The 14905-nt window shown below is 66.6% G+C and carries 14 protein-coding genes; 3 read left to right on the forward strand and 11 right to left on the reverse strand.

What is annotated here, in order from left to right; all coding sequences use genetic code 11:
* Positions 1-335: 335 nt before the first annotated feature.
* From B2284_RS09740 to B2284_RS09780, 9 genes are all read right to left on the reverse strand, one after another.
* Complete coding sequence (locus B2284_RS09740) at positions 336-800, reverse strand: hypothetical protein (RefSeq protein ID WP_136788217.1); 465 nt, start codon at positions 798-800, stop codon at positions 336-338.
* A gap of 94 nt (positions 801-894) precedes the next feature.
* A complete protein-coding gene (locus B2284_RS09745; protein WP_006943521.1) occupies positions 895-1149 on the reverse strand; it encodes an NINE protein in 255 nt (84 codons plus the stop codon).
* Positions 1150-1693: 544 nt separating this feature from the next.
* The gene (locus B2284_RS09750) at positions 1694-2002 is read right to left on the reverse strand and encodes a hypothetical protein (RefSeq protein WP_136788219.1); all 309 of its coding nucleotides are present in this window, start codon (positions 2000-2002) and stop codon (positions 1694-1696) included.
* Between the two features lie 250 nt (positions 2003-2252).
* The gene (locus B2284_RS09755; protein WP_074040082.1) at positions 2253-2816 is read right to left on the reverse strand and encodes a hypothetical protein; all 564 of its coding nucleotides are present in this window, start codon (positions 2814-2816) and stop codon (positions 2253-2255) included.
* 291 nt (positions 2817-3107) lie between these two features.
* Positions 3108-3980 carry an alpha/beta fold hydrolase gene (locus B2284_RS09760; RefSeq protein WP_074040081.1) on the reverse strand — a complete coding sequence of 291 codons (873 nt, stop codon included), beginning with the start codon at positions 3978-3980 and terminating at the stop codon, positions 3108-3110.
* A 28-nt stretch (positions 3981-4008) separates the two neighbouring features.
* Entirely contained in the window at positions 4009-4764 is a 756-nt protein-coding gene (locus B2284_RS09765) for a TM2 domain-containing protein (protein WP_006944805.1), read from the reverse strand.
* A 26-nt stretch (positions 4765-4790) separates the two neighbouring features.
* Positions 4791-5708, reverse strand: coding sequence for an HNH endonuclease (locus tag B2284_RS09770; RefSeq protein WP_006944779.1), 918 nt, complete (start codon positions 5706-5708; stop codon positions 4791-4793).
* 40 nt (positions 5709-5748) lie between these two features.
* Positions 5749-7329 carry a hypothetical protein gene (locus B2284_RS09775; RefSeq protein ID WP_074040079.1) on the reverse strand — a complete coding sequence of 527 codons (1581 nt, stop codon included), beginning with the start codon at positions 7327-7329 and terminating at the stop codon, positions 5749-5751.
* Complete coding sequence (locus tag B2284_RS09780) at positions 7329-9116, reverse strand: GmrSD restriction endonuclease domain-containing protein (protein WP_074040077.1); 1788 nt, start codon at positions 9114-9116, stop codon at positions 7329-7331. The genes B2284_RS09775 and B2284_RS09780 overlap by 1 nt, the downstream gene beginning before the upstream one ends.
* A 67-nt stretch (positions 9117-9183) precedes the next feature.
* Here B2284_RS09780 and B2284_RS09785 point away from each other — a divergent pair, with 67 nt between their 5' ends.
* Positions 9184-10635: a PIN-like domain-containing protein gene (locus B2284_RS09785; RefSeq protein ID WP_074040075.1), complete on the forward strand. Its 1452-nt coding sequence runs from the start codon at positions 9184-9186 to the stop codon at positions 10633-10635.
* Positions 10632-12008 (forward strand): magnesium transporter CorA family protein, encoded by a 1377-nt coding sequence (locus tag B2284_RS09790; protein WP_136788220.1) that lies wholly within the window; start codon positions 10632-10634, stop codon positions 12006-12008. The genes B2284_RS09785 and B2284_RS09790 overlap by 4 nt, the downstream gene beginning before the upstream one ends.
* 47 nt (positions 12009-12055) lie before the next feature.
* On the opposite strand, the gene B2284_RS09795 is transcribed toward B2284_RS09790, so the two are convergent.
* Entirely contained in the window at positions 12056-12847 is a 792-nt protein-coding gene (locus B2284_RS09795) for a hypothetical protein (protein ID WP_074040069.1), read from the reverse strand.
* A 173-nt stretch (positions 12848-13020) separates the two neighbouring features.
* On the opposite strand from B2284_RS09795, the gene B2284_RS09800 reads away from it, so the two are divergent.
* Entirely contained in the window at positions 13021-14262 is a 1242-nt protein-coding gene (locus B2284_RS09800) for a DNA cytosine methyltransferase (protein ID WP_074040067.1), read from the forward strand.
* Here B2284_RS09800 and B2284_RS09805 read toward each other — a convergent pair.
* The gene (locus B2284_RS09805) at positions 14252-14839 is read right to left on the reverse strand and encodes a phospholipase D-like domain-containing protein (protein ID WP_286697424.1); all 588 of its coding nucleotides are present in this window, start codon (positions 14837-14839) and stop codon (positions 14252-14254) included. The two genes, B2284_RS09800 and B2284_RS09805, sit on opposite strands and share 11 nt — an antisense overlap.
* Between the last annotated feature and the right edge of the window lie 66 nt (positions 14840-14905).

Genomic DNA, 14905 nt, shown 5'->3' on the forward strand with positions numbered 1-14905 from the left:
GTGTCGAGATCCTGGCGCCGCAGGGGTGCGGAAAGCTCGAACACACCGTCGACGTCGCCACGGCCGCGTGCCCCGCACGCGCGCGGGTCCCGGACGTCGAGTGCCGCAGACTCATCTTCCGACGAGGTTCCGGCTGCCTGTTTGTCGTCGGCGTCGCACCTTCGTAGACTCGTGACGATGGTGGAGGATGAGCCGTTCTGGCATGACGACGAGCACGATGACCTGCTGGCTGAGGAAGAAGCCAACCGGTCTCGTCGTCGCGCGTTCATCGGGGTGGTGACGGCGTCGATCATCGGTGCCGGCGCGTTGGTCGGTGCCACCATGTTCGCGAAGAACTACGGCAGCAACAGCGACTCCGAGCTCCCGGCCTCGGTGGCGTCGAGCACATCGGCCACGCCGTCGAATTCGTCGTCTGGTTCGTCGAGTTCATCGAGCTCGAGTTCGTCGTCCTCCTCGAGCACGTCGACGACCTCGTCGAGCCGGCCGACCGCGCAGGCCACGACGGTGGCACCGACCACGGCGCCCACGCGCACTGCGCCGACGACGCGCGCGCCCCACACGACGACGACGCGCGCGCCTCGCACGACGACGAAGCCGAAGACGACCTCGTCCAAACCGAAGCCCACGTCGACGAAGCCGACGACGAAGTCGACGACCACGGCGCCGTCGACCACCACGACGACGAAACCCACCACGACGTCCGCACCGCCGCCGACGACGCAGGCCCCGACGACGCCTGCGCCCACGCAGCCCCCGGCGACGACGCCGCCTGCTCCCGAGCCGACCAATACGCTCGGCACCGGAGGCCCCGAGGCTCCGAAGACGGCCGCCGCGAGCGGGTCAGCACCCTGATCTCAGGTCTGGAAGCACGCTGAGCTGTCGTCAGCAACCTCCTCATTCGCTCAACAACCGGCCGGTGTCGTCGCGGGCGTTGAGGATGAGGATCTGGATGCCGTCGATGACGCCGTAGGCGACCATGAACACGCTGAGCATCGTGCAGCCGGGCACGAAGATGCCACTGCTGAACACCGCGAGGTGGATGCCGCCGCGGCGTGAGTCACCGGCGTAGAACCGGCCAAGGCCCGCCCAGCCACCGACGATCTGCAGGAGCCCCGCTGTCGTCTTCTTGCGCGGTGAATGCTGCGGCACGGATGCGGGCTGCGTCGGCCATGCGCGGGGTTGCCATGGGCCGGGTTGCCAACTTCCCTGATGCCACCCCGCCGCGGTCCACTCCCCAGGAGCCCACGGCCCAGCCGACCAGCCTTGCGGGGGGACGGTTCCGGGCGTCCACGGCCCTGAGGCCCATGCGTCCGACGACCATGCGCCCGAAGGCCAGGCGCCGGGCATGGGCTGATCGTGGTTCCACCCGCTGTCGTGGTGGCCCCGAGCGTCAGGCGCGAAGCTCTGAGTCGGGGGCATGTGGGGTGCGTCGCTGGGCGGGCCGTAGCTGTCCACGCGCGGGTGAGGCGGTGGGAGCGGGTACGGCAACGACGTGGGCTGCGGTTCGGGTGCGGGAAACATGACGTCAGTCTTGCGACGCCACGACCGGCCGCGCGCTCGTCATCCACAGCCGTCACCGTCCACAGGCGACGCTGCGGCTGGAACAGTTGCACAGCGCCCGTCATCTTCGCCGACAACGCCCGAGGCGCCCCACCCTGTTCGGGTGAGGCGCCTCTGCGGTGGCTGGTGTTCGTCAGTCGCGCAGGGCGCTGATGACGCTCGTGATGAGCATGAGCAGACCCGCGATGATGCACAGCGTCAGCCCCCAGCCGCTGCCGGCGCTGAACCCGGCGAGGCCGTTCGCGCCCTGCTTGGCCTCGTCCAGCTTGTCGCGGACGTCGAAGTAGTCGTAGACGGCGACGGCCGGTGGCGATACCGCCCAGCGCCGCGCCGGCCCACATGACGGGCTTGCGGATCTTACCGAGTGCGCGCAGCACGCCGAGAGCCAGGGCGATGATGGCGGGAATGAGGACGAACCAGCCGTCAGTAATCTTGTTGTCATCGCCGGCGGAGCTGGAGTTGGGGATGTTGCTCGACTTCATGCCGATGCCGTTGGTCGAGGCGTTGAAGTTGCCGAGCGTGCCGGCGTCGAGCTTGACCCACATCCAGGTGCCGAAGACACCGATGATGGCGAGGAGCGAGGCGGCAACGAGGCCCCAGCCGAGCGTCTTGCCGAGGCCGGGGCGGGGCTTGTCGGCCGTCGCGCCGTTCTGGGGCGCGTACTGGTTCTGCGTCACCGTCTGGCCCTGGTTTTACTGCTGGCCGGGGTTGTAGGCGGCACCCTGCTGGTTGGTGTTGGCGTATCCAGCCTGCGCGCCGGAAGCGTAGCCCTGCGGCGAGGAGTTGTAGCCGCCGTTCTGCTGGGCGGGCTGACCCTGGCCGTTCTGGCCGTAGGGCGCGCCCTGCTGCCCCTGCGAAGCCGAGTTCCACTGACCACCCTGGTTGTTGGGCGCGGAATTCTGTGCCGACGAACCGTACCCGGAGCCGTACTGGCCGGCGGGGTTCGAGCCCTGCTGCCCGCCCGACGTCTGGTAGGTGCCGCCCTGCGGAGCGGAGCCGGGAACCGGAGGGTACTGGCCGGGGCCGCCGGCGGCCTGGCCGTACCCGTTCGAGCCCTGCGCGTTCGAGGCGTTGTGCGGCATCGCGCGGGTCTCGCCCTCGTTGGCAGCGAACTGTCCGCCGAGCCCGCCTGCCTGGTGCTGACCCTGCTGACCCTGGCTCTGCCAGGTCGACTGGCCCTCGCCGGCCTGCTCGTGCGAACCGGCCGACGCCATCTGCGTCGGCTGCTCGTTCAGGTCGTCGTTCGAGTTGGACATCGCGGTTTTCCTCCCGTGCCACGGACGTTTGATCAACACATTAGAGGAACCTGGGAGCTCATCGGTTCCAACTGGCGGGTAACGCCGTGTTGTGGGAGTGTCGGTCGCCCGTCAAGGCTGCGGGCATCCAGAGCGTCCAATGTGCGTTTCGATGGGCTCGGTGCGCTTGAGGCGCCCTCCCGCGGTCGTTGGCATGGATGGTCCACAGGCTTGCCGAGCGAGCACACAGACCCGTCGGGCGAGCGCGCGCCTCCGCCGGGCCCTTCGAGTGGCGGCGATGACGGCGCCAGCTCAGCGTCCGTGGGCCTCGTCGATGCGTTCGAGGATGGCGGCGGCGAGCGGTTCGGGGTGGAGGTCGCTGATCCAGTGGCCGGTGTTCTCGAGTTCGACGAGGCGGTAGGGGGCGTCGACGTAGGCGTGGGTGAGGTGGGCGGCGGTGCGGCCGAAGGCGAAGTCGTCCGCGCCCCAGACGTACGTCGTCGGGATGGTGCAAGGGCCGAGGTCGGCGGCGTCGTGGGGGCCGTAGGCGCGGTAGTAGTTGAGGGCGGCATCGAGGGCGCCGGGTTTGGCGAGGAGACGGGCGTGTTCGTCGAACGTCGCCCGGGGCAGGTCGTGGCAGCCTTCGCGTAGCTGGCGCCAGTCGTCGGCCATGAGGAGTTCGGCGGCGTCGGGTTCGCGGAACGTCTTGATGTACTGCATGGCGTCGCGCTGGGACTCGTCGGTGGCGATGGCGTCGAGCATGGCCCTGGGGTGGGCGGTGCTGACGGCGGTGTACGTCGCGAAACGTTCGGGGTGGCGGATGGCGGCGAACCACCCGATCGTGCCGCCCCAGTCGTGCCCGACGAGGTGAGCGCGCTCGATGTCGAGGGCGTCGAGCAGGCCGATGACGTCGCCGACGAGTTCGTCGATCGAGTAGTTCTCAGCGCCCTGGGGGCGTGCGGCGGGTGAGTAGCCGCGCAGGTTCGGGGCGATGACGCGGTGGCCGGCGTCGGCGAGTTGCGCTGCGACGGAACGCCATTGGGCGTTCGACTCGGGGAAGCCGTGCAGCAGCATCACCGGCGCGCCGTCATCAGGGCCGGCGGTGGCGACGTCGAACGTCAGGTCGGCGACGGTGACGGCGCGGGCATGGCCCCAGGGGGCGGTGGGCTGACTCGAAGCGCTCATGGTTCGACGCTACTCGTCGGGTGGTGGCTCAGTTCAGCTTGCGACCGTAGGGGTCGCGCACGGAGCCGGTCAGCATGAGGATCGCGTCGATGAACGCCCAGATGCTGACGCCGACGAGGATCGGGAAGCCGACGAGGATGAGCGTGCCGAACAGGCCGATGAGGCCGAGGGCGAGTTGGATGCCGCCGGTTCGCGTGTCACCGATGTAGAAGCGGCCGACGCCGAAGTAGCCGAAGAAGAGCTGCAGCAGGCCGGCGGCGATCTTGGATTTGTCGGAGAGCGGTTCGCCCGTCATCGGGTCGATCAGGCCCGACGCGTAGAGCATCTGGCCGTGTGCGACGCCCGGTTGCACGGGGCCCTGCCACGACCCGTAGCCCTGGGGCTGTTGGCCCGGGAACCGCTGGGCGGTCGGCCCCTGCCACGCACCGTTGCCCTGCTGGTCGTAACCCGGCGCGCCGCTCGGGCCATGACCGTAGCCGCCCTGCCATGACGGGCCCTGGTTGTACCCGGGCGAACCCTGACCGGAGGGCGCGCCCGACGGGTACGGCGAGTACGGGTACGGCTGGTCGGCGCCCGCGGCCCGTCCGCCGTGAGTCGCGCCGGCCGAGTCGATGTAGGGCGCGTCGGCCCGGTAGCCGTCGTCGCCGGCCGGAGAGCTGCCGTGGTGCCTGTCTCGCGCAGCTGCGTAGCCGTCGGAACGCGCCCCATAAGGCCCTGACGCGTGGGGCATGGCCTGCGTGTCGTCGTGACGATGGGTGCCGCCGTAACCCGGGTCGTTGATCATGTCTCAACTGTGGCACGCGAAGGCGGTCACGAGGCGCGAAAGCGCTCGTAGTGGATCTGCAGCAGCTCGGGGTCGGGCCGGTCGGCGCGGCGGCGGGGAACCACCATGAGCGGTTGACCGTGCAGCTTCTTGATGCCGTGCTCGAGCAACGGGCCGTCCACCTCGTCGAGGATGTCGGCGCGTACCTCGACGCGTAACTCGGGTGTCAGGCCGAGGATGCCGACGTCATAGGCGGCGTGATGGATCTTGCAGAGTGCGAGCCCGTTGCGGACGGATGCAATGCCACGCTCATGTCGATCCTCGACGATGTGCGCGGCGTCGAGGAGGGGGCTGTGCCTAAGCTGGCACACGGCGCAGCTGGATTCGTACGCCCTCATGATCATGCTGCGGAAGACGGGCTGGTGCAGGCGGCGATAGGTCTCCTGGCGCAGGTATCGACGCAGGACTTCCTCCATCGGTGACGTCGTCTGCTGCAGATGCTGCAGGCCGTCCGTGGCCACGACGAATTGTTGCTGCGCCTCCTCCTCGGCGATGAGGTAGACGGGGAAGACGGGCTTGTAGAGGGCCTGGCCCACTCCCCAGAACCAGATGAGAGGCGCGCGATGAATCATGGCCTCGCGCAGCGCGCGGTTCTCCGGGTGGTTCGGGTCATCGCCGCGCCACTTGTATCTGACGAGCCCGTCGGGGCCCATGTCGTCCTCGTAGGGGCGCTCAGCACCTTCGGGGCAATAGGTCGTCCGGATCGAGAGTGCCGCGGTGAACTGTCGCGGCTTGCGGATCCCCCTCTGGGGGTCCATGAGCCTGAAGCTCCCTCCGCCGAAGGTGAACTCCGCGATCTCCTCTGACGTCAATGCGTCGAGGCCGTCATTGGTGCGGGCCGCCAGCCATCGGATGGCCTCGGCGCGCAGAGCGTCCTGCTCAGCGGCCGGCCAGAGGGCGGTCATCAGCGCCGCCGCTCGACCGACCCGGGACCCACGCGTCCCGTCATCGCTCGATGCTCATGGGCGTGAGGGATTGGGCCAATTCCGGGATGTCGACGACGGGCACCTCGTCGTCGGGCAGGTTCATGCGGCTCGCCAGCAGTTCGGCGAACGATTCGGCGGCTTGGTGGGCTTCGCCGTCCTTCGCCCACGAGCCGAACTCGAGGTGCAGGTCGTCATCCGTGGTCACGATGGTGAGCGCGGGCGCCCGCCCGTCGTTCTTCTTCACCCGCACGAAGCGAATGTCGCCGTTGTCGATCGCGTGCTCTATCTCGGCGGAACTCTCGAAGGTCTTGGGTGACATCACGTACGTGGTCCGATCCGTGACGGCTACCCAGCGGCGGCGCCCGATGTCGGCGATCGCGAGCCCGCTCGCCTCGTTCATCTCGGCGAACCCGATGAGTCGCTCGCCCGGGGTGCCGGCCACCCAGGGGAGTCCGTGGAGGACAGCGTCTGGAACAGCGCCGTCGACGGCGGTCCGATTGGGCGCGATGAAGGGTTCGACGCTCGTCAGGCCGAGACGCCGACCCAGGTCGTTGACGATGGCCGCGAGGTGGGCGCTCGACGCCGCGTTCGCGCGGCTCGCCGCCCGCTCTCGGAAGGAGAGCGTGCGCTTGGGGGCGCTCAGCGTCGCGGCGAGGTTGAGCTCCCGTCGTAGGTCGGCGAGCAACGCCGTCGCCCTCTCCCTCTGCCGGGCACCTTCGGTCTCGGCCTGCTCGACGAGGCGATCGCGGCGTCGGGCCTCGCGCTCGTCCTCGCCGGCGTGCAGGGCTGCGTTCGCCGCTTCGAGGAGGCGGAACATCCGCAGCGCCTCCGTCGCGAGGACGAGGGCCTGAGCGTCGCGCACGACCTCGGGCCGCTGCAGAATCTGCTGTCGCGCCGAGTGTGACTCCGCCCGAGACAGCGCATGCTCGTGGCCGGCGACGGTGTGCTGGGAGCGGTCGACGTAGGCCTCGAGGTCAGGTCGCAGATGGCGAATACCACCCATGATGGAGTCGGTGACCGCACCGATGTGCGTCGCCATGTCGTACGCCTGGTTGATCACCTTCGTGGCCCCGGTGATCTGGGACCAGTGGTCGCTCTTGATCGCGTCGAACACGCCCTCGGTGAGTTTGAGGTTCTCCTCCGCGGTCCGCTGAATCTGGGCCATCTGCGCCTGCATGGCGACCATCGCGAGTGCGCCGCCGGCGGACGCCGCAATGGAGGTCGCCTGCGCGCCTCCGGCAGCGATGAGCCGGGCCTGGCCGACGATCTTGCCGTCCTTGACGAGATTGCCGGTGAGCTGACCGCCGCTCATCATGGGCTGGGCGCCCTTGGCGATGAGGTCGAGTGACTGCGGGGCGAAACGAAGCAGCCCCTGTGCCTGGACGATGCCGTTCGCCGTCTGTGCCGCCACATTGCCCCAGCCGAGGGCCGATGCAGCAGCTGAGGCGATCTGCCCCCGGGCGCCGGTGTCGATCAGATCCATGGGGAGCAACTCGACCCCTTCGGGCACCGCATCACCCACGACGACGGCGACGCCGGGCTCGATCTCGATGATGGCGCCCCGAGCGCCTGCCTCGGCGCCGCTGGACTCTGCGGTCATCACAACCCCTCGTAGTAGCGGCGAACGGCCTGAGCCATGAGCTGGCGGCGCTCGGCCAAGAAGCTCTCGTAGTTGTCCACGGAGACGTCACGGATGTTCGCTGGGATGGCGTTCTCTTCGAGATTGCGCACGAGATCGTCGGCGTCGACGATCTCCCCCAGCTTCAGCACTCCAGTGGCGATCTGTTCGTCCACCACGCCCATGTATTCGGCCGGGGATCGCTTGCCGATACTGATGTTCACCGACGTCTCCGTCAGCGCGAAGTTGGCGACCTGGTTGTAGTCGCGACGGTCGGTGACACCGTGCGCCTGCAGATAGGCCTTGGGGACGATGTGGTGGATGTCGCCGGAGTTCTCGTGCATCGCGGTGACGGTGATGCTGCGCGAGAGGAAGCCGCGCTTGTTGGCATGGATCTGCGATGCGAGGAACGCCTGGAACGCCGGGGCGCTCGTCGACGGTGTCTGGAGCGCTGACGGCATCGTGACGTTCCAGTAGGCATCACTGAGGGTCGATTCTTCGAGCTGCGTCAGGTAGGCCGCCGCTCCCATGGAGGCGATGCGCCGCATGTCGAGTTCCCACGTCGTCTCGAAGCTTCCGGAGTGACGTCCCGTCAACATCGACATGACGAACCATCGACGCACGATCCTCTTGCGCTCGCCTTCCGACATCGATGCGTCTTGGCGCAGACGCAGGTAGAGGGCGTAGGCGAAGTTCAGCGCGTTCTTGGAGCCGATCATGCTGGGCGTGATGAACCCGGCGGACTTGATCGTCATGACGAAGTTCTCGAACTCGTACTGGTTGACGATCTTCGCCAGGGCTGCTTCGAGCACGTCATAGGCCCGCGGGATGCGATCCGGGTCGAGCTTCCGCGTCTCCGGGTCGCGACCCGACAGCTCCCCCACGATCGACGACGCGCGCCCGCGGCTGAAGCCCACGAGACCAGCCACACGGATGATGTCGCCATAGTTGGGGTCGTACAGGTCCTCCGAGACGTTGCGAAGCCAGGCGATCTTCTCCAGATAACCCGAGGCGCCGAATTCGACATCGTTCTCCTTGATGTCGTCGTACGCGTGCGGTGCGACCGACAGGTGCGCGAAGTAGTCGATGAGCTTGCGCAGATTGCGGCCACGGTCGCCGTACGTCGCGATCTTGCTCATCGCGAAGTCGGCACTGCTCAGCGGCACGCCCTTGGAGTTGATGCGGATGAAGATCTCGGACACCGTCTCGACGTCGAGGTCGTCGCTGAGCGAGATGATGCCGATCTGCGCGTGCTTTATGGATGCAAGGTGCTCGAGGTTCTCCTCCACGACGTCCGGGTCTGCATCGGGGTTGGCGGCCAGGTATTGGCGGACGAACTTCAGGGGCGAGCCGTTGAAGAACTCGGCCACGTCCGACACCCACTCCGGGTTGCGGTCGATGACCGGGGTCAGCGTTGCGAACTCTTCACTGACGGGGTTGAACGCGATCGTGATGCGTTTCTGGCGGTACTTCTTGTCGATGACCTTGAGCCCGGCGACAGCCGCGCGCAGGGCCGTGATGCGCTGCTGCCCGTCGATGAGGATCTGCTGATGAGTGGCCACCTGCCCGCCCTTGAGCTTTGCTCCGATCGACTGCCACGTGATGAGGTAGCCGACGGGGTAGCCCTTGTAGAGCGAATCCATGAGGTCACGCACCTTGACGCTGTCCCACACGAAAGGACGCTGCAGCTCGGGGATCGCGATCTGCTCGGCCTTCACCAAATTCAACAGGGTCTCGACGTCACGATGCTCGACGGAATACTTGGCCATGAGTCGAGACTAGCCGCGCGGGTGCCGCCCACGATCATGTCGTGGGCTCGGGAAAAGACTCGCTGTCATGACGGCCACTGCCTATGATCGGATCATCAACCGCCCACTCCCTGGAGAGCCCATGGTCCAGAACGACGGTTTCACACCCGAGAAGGTCATCGCCTCACCGCTGGCGCATGGTTTCGAGGCTTGGTTTCCGCCCGTGGCTGATCGAGCGAGGATGGCAATCAAGGAGGGCCTCGTCGTCATCGACACGAATGTTCTGTTGAACCTCTACAAGTACGACCCGGACGTGACGCACCAGTGGTTCGACATCTTCGAAAAACTAGGCAGCCGCCTCTGGATCCCACACCAGGTCCTGGTCGAGTTCTGGAAGAACCGTGACCGCCTCGCTGGCCACCCCGACAACACGCTCAAGGCGGCCAGCGACATCCGCAAGGCCCGCCAGAGCCTGATCAATTCTTACGCAGCGTGGATTCGTGATAGAGGTCTGACGCAGACCGAGACACAACGCGATCTGGTTCGCGATCTCACCGGGACTGTCGATTCCCTTCTCGACGAGATCGACGCGGCAGATACCTTGCATCGCGAACGTTTTGACAGCGATCCGGCCCATGACGAGGTGGCCCAAGAACTCGCGCGCCTCACGTCGCTTCCGTCGAATGCGGTACGGGTCGGCAAGGCCTTCGGCGATGCGGTACTCAAGGCCGAGCTGGCGAGAGCAGACCAGCGATACGCCGAATCCATCCCGCCTGGCTACATGGACGACAAGGAGAACGAGCGCACCAAGGTCGGTAAGAGTTCGGTTGCCAAATACGGCGACTATCTGCTCTGGCGGCAGACGTTGAACGAGGCCAAGACGTACGTCGAAACCGAGGGTGCGTCATGCGTGGTACTCATCACCGACGACGGCAAAGAAGACTGGTGGCGCAAGTTCGTATCTGACGACGAGGAGCACCGCCAGGTAGCTCGACCAGAACTCGTCGAAGAGATGTTCCGAGAGACAGGGGCTCACTACATCCAGCTCACGGCTGCGTCCCTCCTGCGGTACGCAGACGCCCTGAACATCAAGGTCAGCGCTGACGCCATCCGGAGCGCAGAGACGGTGAACGAGTCAACCGACGATGAATGGATGGAGGAGACCCTCTACCTCGACGTCCCTCGGAGCAACGTCCATGCGACTGCACAACTCAGCCGCAATGACGATCGGGTCAAGGTGCTGCGCGGCAGCCAGGCCAGGATCGAACAGACTCCCACCATCCCTGATTACACGAAATGGAGGATCGCCCAGTTGCTCGAGGAAGGGACCTTGGCCCGCGACCTCGAGAACACCGACGCTTACGTCTTCACGACGGACTGGGTGGCCAAGACCGTGTCTGCCTCTGCCTGCGTGATCCGGGCGGCGTCAGCGAGTGGCAATGCCTCGTGGCGCACCAAGGACGGCATGAGCCCGCCGGAACTCCGCGCCGCACGAAACAGCGAGACATCAGGCGAGGAAGACGGGGAGATCGGGGAGTGAGCGACGGGGGGAAACTGCACGAGCCTTCGGGTACGGCCTGGCTATTGCCAGTAGCCGTCGATCCGACGATCCTGGAGAACTGGGAGGAAGGCCCGGCGCCCTTCAATCTCTCGGAACAGGTCCGCACCTCCATGGGCGGGCATCTGCAGAACCCGAAGGCCGACCGCATCGATGCCCAAGAGCGACGCCATTCATGGACCTCACGGTCAGCCGACCTCCTGGTCCCGACGAATGATGATGATTCACCTCGTGACACACGCCGGTGGTATCGGGAGGCGAGCGGAATACAACTGGGCAGTTTTGCGCTTTCCCAGCTCGAACTTCTCACCGCACCCGCTGCTGGCGCGGCTGATGACCGGGCCGACATCGGGGTTCTCATCATCCACCTCGCCGCAGACCAACAACTGACACCCGACCAACAGCTCCGGGACGCCCTGTACGGGTATGTTCGACAGGCCGAGCCACGCAAGGCAGTGTTGAAGCATCTCATGAAGATCCTGGGCCCCGGATTCGACCTCGAAGCTCTGCCAGGTGCTCGAGAGCAGGTTCCCTCTCTCTATGCGGTCACCAACGCCACGAGTCTCGACGCTGCTGACGACGACGAATTGCTGCTTGCTCGAGAGATGGCAACGCTCACACCGTCTCAGAAGCACGGATCGGAGAGTGTGCAAGACCGGGAGTCACGCCTAGCCCGGACTCGCTCGGACATGACCCGTCTTTCCGACTCGTGGTCGGCCATGGTCACGGGGCACGGCACCGCCTTCGTCGGGAGCACCAAGAGCTTTCCCGCTGCCGCTACCTACATCTCGACGATCTATGTCGACGCCATGGCCGGGGTGCTGCTGTCTCGAACCATCCTCTCCGTGCTCGCGGACGAGATTCACACCACCATCGGAAATCTGCGCCGCGCCGGCTCGACGGAGGAGGTGCTGCGGACCACACTGCACCTCCGGACGCGCCTGCTGTGGCTCCGTTCCACTCTCCTCAGAATTCCTCAGACCGAGTCACGCCCCACGATGCTCATCTCGGAACGGCTCGCGCTGAACCTCAGGGTGCCGGACCTGCTCGCAGGGATCGAGGATGACATCGCCTCGCTCATGGAAGTGGCTTCCCTGCAGCATCAACTGGCACAGGAAGAACATCGACGCATCCAGGAGGAGCACCAGCGCCAGCAGGAAGCATCGTCGAAGCGCGTCGACACCATGTTGGCGATCCTGACGGTCGTGGCGCTCCCCCTGACCATGGCCTACTCGGGGATCGACCTCCTGGGCGGAGGCAACAAGTCTGCGAACCCCTGGTACTGGATCTTCAGTGTTCTGGCCGCAGCACTAGCCCTCGGCTTCATCTGGCGAACTCACCGCAAGCGGCGATGACGGCACGCCCGGCGCTCGGCCAGCATCACTGGGTCCACGGGGTTGTTCTAGACCCGGTCGAGGCGAGCATCGTGCAGGTGCGGTGGTTCCGCGGCATCGTCGCAGGCCATGACGACAAGGCTGCACACCCAGGATCTCTCATATTGGCTGGTCGGTCCGTACCCACACGTCAACAATGGTGGCTCCTGCACCGCCGGGAAGCGCTGCTCCGCGTGCTGGCTGCCGATCAAGAGGCGGATTCGAAGTCGCCAGCTGACGGCACCGTTCGCGCAGTTCCCGGTAACACCGATGAATTCCCGCGCCCCTGGCGCGATTTCCCGCTTCGCTCCGGCGAAGTAGTCGGTGCCATCGATTGCCCGTCCTCGAGCGTCGGCCGCGTCGAGGTCGATGCTGAGTTCCAGCACTCCGAGCTCCCCCTGTGGCGGATTGGAGATGCGTGTACCCGTCGGGGCGTTGCGCCGCTGTTCCACCTCTGCTTCGATGCCGACGATCCACACCGGGACTGTCAACGGGTTGTAGACCTCGAGAGGGAGCAACGTCGCCCCGACGTCGTATGCCTTCCACCTACGCCGGGTCTCTCGCAGGAATCTGTTCGGCTGGATGACCCCGTCCTCGTTCAGTGAGTAGACATCCAAGAAGTCCTCACGATCGAGGATCTCGTCGGTCGCCACCTCCCAGATCGGGCCGGGTTCCGAGTCGTCCCTGGATACCTCGATCTTCAGCCGCGTGCGGCCGAGGCTCGCCCGCTTCGCGGCGGTCTTCCTCCACGCAAGCCCGGCGATGCTGGCTCCGGTCACTCCGGTAGCGCCAGCCAGGGCGCTCAACCACTCGACATCCATGCCTTCATGCTCCTTCTCTCACCCCGGGTCACAGCCCTGGTGCGCGGGCTCGATCCACGACAGACGCTAGATGAATTGGGCTGTTCGGCGAACCTCGAGGATGATTGGCGTCGTCGCTTCATGACAGCTCACGACGGCCCACCGTCGACCACGCATCACCCGAAGGAGGCACGGTGAAGGTAGTAGGGCTCTTCGCCGGTATCGGCGGCATCGAGGTAGGGCTGCAGTCGGGTCACGGCGCGGTCGAGACGGAACTCCTCTGCGAGTGGTGGGCCCCCGCCCAGACGGTGCTCCGCAAGCACTTCACCGACGCCGAGGTCGAAGGAGACGTCGCGCAGCTGGCGTCACTTCCCGCGGGGCTCGACCTCGTCACGGCAGGGTTTCCGTGCACGGACCTCTCGCAGGCCGGCCGTACGGCCGGCATCACGGGCAAGGCCTCCGGGATGGTGGGTGAGGCATTCCGTCTGCTCGAGAAGAGCACGAATACCGGCAAGCTTCCAGATCTCCTCATCGAGAACGTGCCCAACATGCTCGTGCTCGACCGGGGGCGCGCCATGCGTTACCTCGTCGACGAGCTGGAGAAGCTCGGGTATGCATGGGCCTATCGCACGGTCGACTCCCGGTTCACCGGCCTGCCCCAGCGTCGTCGACGCGTCATCCTCCTTGCCTCCGCCGTGCGACGGCCCGAGCAGGTGCTCTTCGCCGACGACGCTGGCCCACGCCCCCTGGATCACTACTGGAAGGACGCCTACGGTTTCTACTGGACCGAGGGCAACCGGGGAGTCGGTTGGGCTCAGGACGCCATCCCCACCCTCAAGGGGTCGTCGACGCTCGGCATCCCCTCGCCCCCCGCGATCTGGCTTCCGGGCGCGGAGACGCCCATCGTGATCCCCGCCCTCGAGGACGCCGAGGCACTCCAGGGATTCGCGCGGGGATGGACGGACATCCCCTTCGAGGGCCTCACCCCTGCTCGGGAGCGTGGAACACGGTGGAAGATGCTCGGAAACGCCGTCACGACCCGCGTGGCAGCGTGGGTCGGCGAGCGCCTGGCGGGCCCAGGAAGCATCGCCGTCGAATCGGCCGAGACACTCGTCGTGGGCCGTTGGCCCGCGGCCGCCTGGGGCAGCACCGGTCAGGTGTGGCAGGCGCAGGCCTCGGAGTTTCCCCGCCTGGACGCGTACGAGCACCTGCGTGACGTCGCCGCCCCCCAGCGGGCCACCCCGCTGTCGGACAAGGCCCTCCTCGGGTTCACGACACGTCTGCTCCGCAGCTCGTTGCGTACGCAGCCCGCCTTCAGGCAGGCACTCGTCGACGAGTGCATGCGCCGCGATCTCACGCTCTCGGCGCCCGCGACCACTTCGGCGACCGACCCCACCGGCGTCGAGAACCGCCGGCACGACGAGATCAGAGCGTGACCAGCTCATAGATGCTGGACCGGAATTCGAAGAGCGTGCGTTCGACCTGCTGCGTGAGCAGTCTGTCGACGGCCACGATCCCGAGCTCCACGTTGTGGCGCTCAGCGCTCCTCGACATGTTGGCGCTGGTGACGACGAGCTTCTGGTGGTCGATGGCCACGAACTTGGCGTGGTTGCGGATGACCCGGTCACCGAACCGGCGCGTGCGCCAGACGTTGGCACCCGGAAGCTCCGTGGCCAACTCCTCCGGCGTGTACGACGCCACCCACTGACCCTCCTTGCCGACCCAGGGCTTGCCCTCGGCCGCTGCTGTGTCGACGAAGAGGTTGATCTTCACCCCCGAGTCCGGGTCGACGGCCTTCAGGGCCGCGACGAGCGCAGACGACCGCTGCAGGTTGAAGGTCGAGCACACGATCGAGGCGCGGGCTCCGCGGACGTGGTCGGCGAGTTGTGAGGTCGCCGAGCCCGTGATGCCGATGCCGTTCGGCACCGTCCACACCGGGGTGACCGTCTTCTCTCTCCCCAGGGCCGCGACGAGCGAGTGGAGGACGAGGACGAGCTGACGGGTGCCGCTCACACGGTCTGGGCCGTCGTCGATGATCGCCCGGCAGAGCCTCTCCGCGGCGACCCGGCGGGTGGGATC

Origin of the sequence: Dermacoccus sp. UBA1591, from assembly GCF_002322065.1 — a bacterium.
Taxonomy (GTDB): domain Bacteria; phylum Actinomycetota; class Actinomycetes; order Actinomycetales; family Dermatophilaceae; genus Dermacoccus; species Dermacoccus nishinomiyaensis.

Bases quoted from the DNA above. Each gene is read 5' to 3' on its own strand.
- B2284_RS09750 (WP_136788219.1), bottom strand. From the start codon at position 2,002: ATGACAACAAGATTACTGACGGCTGGTTCGTCCTCATTCCCGCCATCA.
- B2284_RS09755 (WP_074040082.1), bottom strand. From the start codon at position 2,816: ATGTCCAACTCGAACGACGACCTGAACGAGCAGCCGACGCAGATGGCG.
- B2284_RS09760 (WP_074040081.1), bottom strand. From the start codon at position 3,980: ATGAGCGCTTCGAGTCAGCCCACCGCCCCCTGGGGCCATGCCCGCGCC.
- B2284_RS09765 (WP_006944805.1), bottom strand. From the start codon at position 4,764: ATGATCAACGACCCGGGTTACGGCGGCACCCATCGTCACGACGACACG.
- B2284_RS09770 (WP_006944779.1), bottom strand. From the start codon at position 5,708: ATGACCGCCCTCTGGCCGGCCGCTGAGCAGGACGCTCTGCGCGCCGAG.
- B2284_RS09775 (WP_074040079.1), bottom strand. From the start codon at position 7,329: ATGACCGCAGAGTCCAGCGGCGCCGAGGCAGGCGCTCGGGGCGCCATC.
- B2284_RS09780 (WP_074040077.1), bottom strand. From the start codon at position 9,116: ATGGCCAAGTATTCCGTCGAGCATCGTGACGTCGAGACCCTGTTGAAT.
- B2284_RS09785 (WP_074040075.1), top strand. From the start codon at position 9,184: ATGACGGCCACTGCCTATGATCGGATCATCAACCGCCCACTCCCTGGA.
- B2284_RS09795 (WP_074040069.1), bottom strand. From the start codon at position 12,847: ATGGATGTCGAGTGGTTGAGCGCCCTGGCTGGCGCTACCGGAGTGACC.